Genomic DNA, 3,672 nt, shown 5'->3' on the forward strand with positions numbered 1-3,672 from the left:
CCCGGCAGCGCGATGCCGCCCTTCCGCCGAGGACGACGAGGCGGTGGCGGTGACCGTCACCGGACGCACCGTCGCGCAGCACTCCCGTACGGAGACGGCGCGGGCCCCGCTCATGGAGGCGAGTTCGCTCCGGGCGGGGCGTTACGCCGGGTCCACACCGACCGCGGCCGTGCCGGGGGCGGGGTCCCCGGACGGGATCAGCCCGGCGGCGGCCAGGAGGTAGTCCGTCATCGGGTCGTAGAACCGCGGGTCGGTGACGTGGTCGTCCAGCGGGACGGTGACCTGGACGGTGCCCTCCGCCTCGCCGATGAAGAGCGCCGGGTCGTTGCAGTCCGCGTACCCGACCGAGTCGAGCCCGCGCTGCCCCGCGCAGCCGGCCCAGCCGTGGTCGGCGACGACCAGGTCCGGCTGCGGCCTGCCCTCGCGTTCCAGACCGTCCAGGATCGCGGCCATCGGCGCCGGGGAGTGGGTGTGCCAGAGCGAGGCGCCGCGTTCCAGGACGGCGACGTCGGCGAACTGGAAGACCATGCACGCGTCCGCCACCAGCCCGCCGGGGATCCTCACGATCTCGCAGCCGGCGGCCCGCAGCGCCTCGGCGGTCCTGCGGTGCACGTCGAGGAGCCCGCCCGGGTGCCCGGTCGCGAACAGCACCCGCTCCCCGCCGTCCGCGGCCTTCCGCAGCCGGGCCGCCATCCGGTCCAGGGCGTCGACGGTCAGCTCCGGGTCGATGGTGTCCTGGCCCTGCCGGTGCTCGGGGTCGTCGTCGACACCGCACCGCTCCGCCATCACCGCCAGGACGTCCTGCTCGTCGCGCCACCGGTCACCGAGTTCGAGCCCCAGCCAGTAGTGGCGGTCGCCGTTGGCGAGCCTGCGGTAGTGGTCCAGGTTGTTGTCCCGAGGCGTGGCGACATCGCCCGCGATACGGGTACGGACGAGGTGCTCGACGAGGGCGGCGCGGCTGGGTATCGGCATGCGCCCATTGTGCCGCCGGAGCCGGGCCCCGCGCCCGGTGTCCCGTGCGCCGGACAGGGCGGGTCCCCCGGGCACCGCCGGTCCGCCGCTCGGCACACCCCGCGGCGCTCCGCCCGCCGGACGGCGTCCCGCGGACTCAGCCCTCGGCGCCGCCGCCCGCCGCCTCGAAGGCGCCCCGCGCGAGCCGGTGCAGCAGGGCCGCCGTCGCCGCGCGGCCCGGGAGGGCTTCGGGGCGGGCCAGGTGCGGGGTGGAGTTCAGCAGGCCGAACACCGCGTGGACGGTGACCCGGGCCTCGTTCTCCGGGAGGGACGGATAGAGGGCGCGCACCGCCTCGACCCACACCTCGACGTACTGCCGCTGGAGGCGGCGCACCCGTTTGCGGTCGGTGTCGCGCAGCCGGTCCAGCTCCCGGTCGTGGAGGGTGATCAGGGGGCGGTCGTCGAGGGCGAAGTCGATGTGGCCCTCGATGAGCGCGTCCAGGAGGGCCTCCGGGGAGCTGCCGGGCGAGGCCGCCTCCTCGCTGACCCGCAGCCTGCCGCCGTCGAGGAGGCGCTCACTGATGCCGACGAGCAGCTCGGCGAGCATGGCGTCCTTGCCGGGGAAGTGGCGGTAGAGGCCGGGGCCGCTGATCCCGACGGCAGCCCCTATCTCGTCCACCCCGACCCCGTGGAAACCGCGCTCGGCGAAGAGCCGGGCGGCCTCCTTGAGGATCTGCTCGCGACGGGTGGGTGCCGCGACACGGGAGACGGCACGGGCGGCTGCGCGGTCGGCGGCATGGGTGCTCATGGAGATTCATTCTAGACAGTGGCGTTAGCGCTCGTTAACCTGAGCTGAGACGTTAACGGTCATTAACACGGTTCGGCGGCGACAGCACGCTCGATCCACTACTGCGGTACGGGCAAGGGGGCTCGACACGATGCAGCAGGCACCGGTCCTGGCGAGCGCGGCGGACCCCGCCTCGGAGGCCTGGCGGGCCAACGAGGCGGCGCACCACGCGCTCGCCGAGGAGCTGCGGACGCGGCTCGCCACGGCACGGCTCGGCGGGGGTGAGAAGGCCCGCGCCCGGCATGTGGCGCGCGGCAAGCTGCTGCCGCGTGAGCGGGTGGACACGCTGCTCGACCCGGGCTCGCCCTTCCTGGAGCTGGCCCCGCTGGCCGCCGAGGGGCTGTACGGCGGCGCCGCGCCCGCGGCCGGGGTGATCGCCGGGATCGGCCGGGTCGGCGGCCGTGAGTGCGTGATCGTCGCCAACGACGCCACCGTCAAGGGCGGCACGTACTACCCGATGACGGTGAAGAAGCACCTCCGCGCCCAGGAGGTGGCGCTGGAGAACCGCCTGCCCTGCCTCTACCTGGTCGACTCGGGCGGCGCCTTCCTGCCGATGCAGGACGAGGTGTTCCCCGACCGGGACCACTTCGGGCGGATCTTCTTCAACCAGGCCCGGATGTCCGGTGCCGGCATCCCGCAGATCGCCGCCGTCATGGGTTCCTGCACGGCCGGCGGGGCCTATGTGCCCGCCATGAGTGACGAGGCCGTCATCGTGCGAGGCCAGGGGACGATCTTCCTGGGCGGGCCGCCGCTGGTGAAGGCCGCCACCGGTGAGGTCGTCACGGCCGAGGAGCTCGGCGGCGGCGAGGTCCACTCCCGTACGTCTGGGGTGACCGACCATCTCGCCGAGGACGACGCCCACGCGCTGCGGATCGTCCGGAACATCGTGGCGACGCTTCCCGCCCGGGCCCCGCTCCCCTGGACCGTCGAGCCCGTCGAAGAGCCCAGGGCCGACCCCGCCGGGCTGTACGGCGCGGTGCCCGTCGACTCGCGCACCCCCTACGACGTGCGGGAGGTCATCGCCCGGGTGGTGGACGGCTCGCGCTTCCAGGAGTTCAAGGCGGAGTACGGCCAGACCCTGGTCACCGGCTTCGCGAGGATCCACGGCCACCCCGTCGGCATCGTCGCCAACAACGGCATCCTGTTCTCCGAGTCCGCCCAGAAGGGCGCCCACTTCGTCGAGCTGTGCGACCAGCGCGGCATCCCCCTGGTGTTCCTGCAGAACATCTCCGGGTTCATGGTCGGCCGTGACTACGAGGCCGGGGGCATCGCCAAGCACGGCGCCAAGATGGTGACGGCCGTGGCGTGCACCCGGGTGCCGAAGCTGACCGTCGTCGTCGGCGGCTCCTACGGGGCGGGCAACTACTCGATGTGCGGGCGGGCCTATTCGCCGCGCTTCCTGTGGATGTGGCCCAACGCCAAGATCTCCGTCATGGGCGGCGAGCAGGCCGCCTCGGTCCTCGCCACGGTCAAGCGGGACCAGATCGAAGGGCGCGGCGAGCAGTGGGCCGCCGAGGACGAGGAGGCCTTCAAGGCCCCGGTCCGCGCGCAGTACGAGGAGCAGGGCAACGCCTACTACGCCACCGCCCGACTCTGGGACGACGGTGTGATCGACCCGACGGAGACCCGGCAGGTGCTGGGACTCGCCCTGACCGCCTGTGCCAACGCCCCGCTGGGTGACCCCCAGTTCGGCGTCTTCCGGATGTGAGGACCCCCGTGTTCCGTACTGTTCTGGTCGCCAACCGTGGCGAGATCGCGGTCCGGGTCATCCGGACCCTGCGGGAGCTCGGCGTGCGCTCGGTCGCCGTCTTCAGCGACGCGGACGCCGACGCCCGGCACGTCCGCGAGGCCGATACGGCGGTCCGTATCGGGCC

The 3,672-nt window shown here is 73.3% G+C and carries 3 protein-coding genes and 1 pseudogene; 2 read left to right on the plus strand and 2 right to left on the minus strand.

Annotated features, from left to right (window positions below):
- Positions 1 to 141 precede the first annotated feature (141 nt).
- Together IH13_RS0134300 and IH13_RS0134305 are read right to left on the minus strand one after the other, a co-directional pair.
- A complete protein-coding gene (locus IH13_RS0134300; protein WP_031090764.1) occupies positions 142 to 972 on the minus strand; it encodes a phosphatase in 831 nt (276 codons plus the stop codon).
- A gap of 136 nt (positions 973 to 1,108) precedes the next feature.
- Complete coding sequence (locus IH13_RS0134305) at positions 1,109 to 1,759, minus strand: SACE_7040 family transcriptional regulator (RefSeq protein WP_031090765.1); 651 nt, start codon at positions 1,757 to 1,759, stop codon at positions 1,109 to 1,111.
- A 130-nt stretch (positions 1,760 to 1,889) separates the two neighbouring features.
- Here IH13_RS0134305 and IH13_RS0134310 point away from each other — a divergent pair, with 130 nt between their 5' ends.
- Both IH13_RS0134310 and IH13_RS46295 read left to right on the plus strand, forming a co-directional pair.
- Entirely contained in the window at positions 1,890 to 3,506 is a 1,617-nt protein-coding gene (locus IH13_RS0134310) for a carboxyl transferase domain-containing protein (protein ID WP_031090766.1), read from the plus strand.
- An 8-nt stretch (positions 3,507 to 3,514) separates the two neighbouring features.
- A pseudogene (locus IH13_RS46295) lies at positions 3,515 to 3,672 on the plus strand (biotin carboxylase N-terminal domain-containing protein); the annotation flags it as partial.

This window comes from Streptomyces sp. NRRL WC-3549, from assembly GCF_000721935.1.
Lineage (GTDB): Bacteria > Actinomycetota > Actinomycetes > Streptomycetales > Streptomycetaceae > Streptomyces.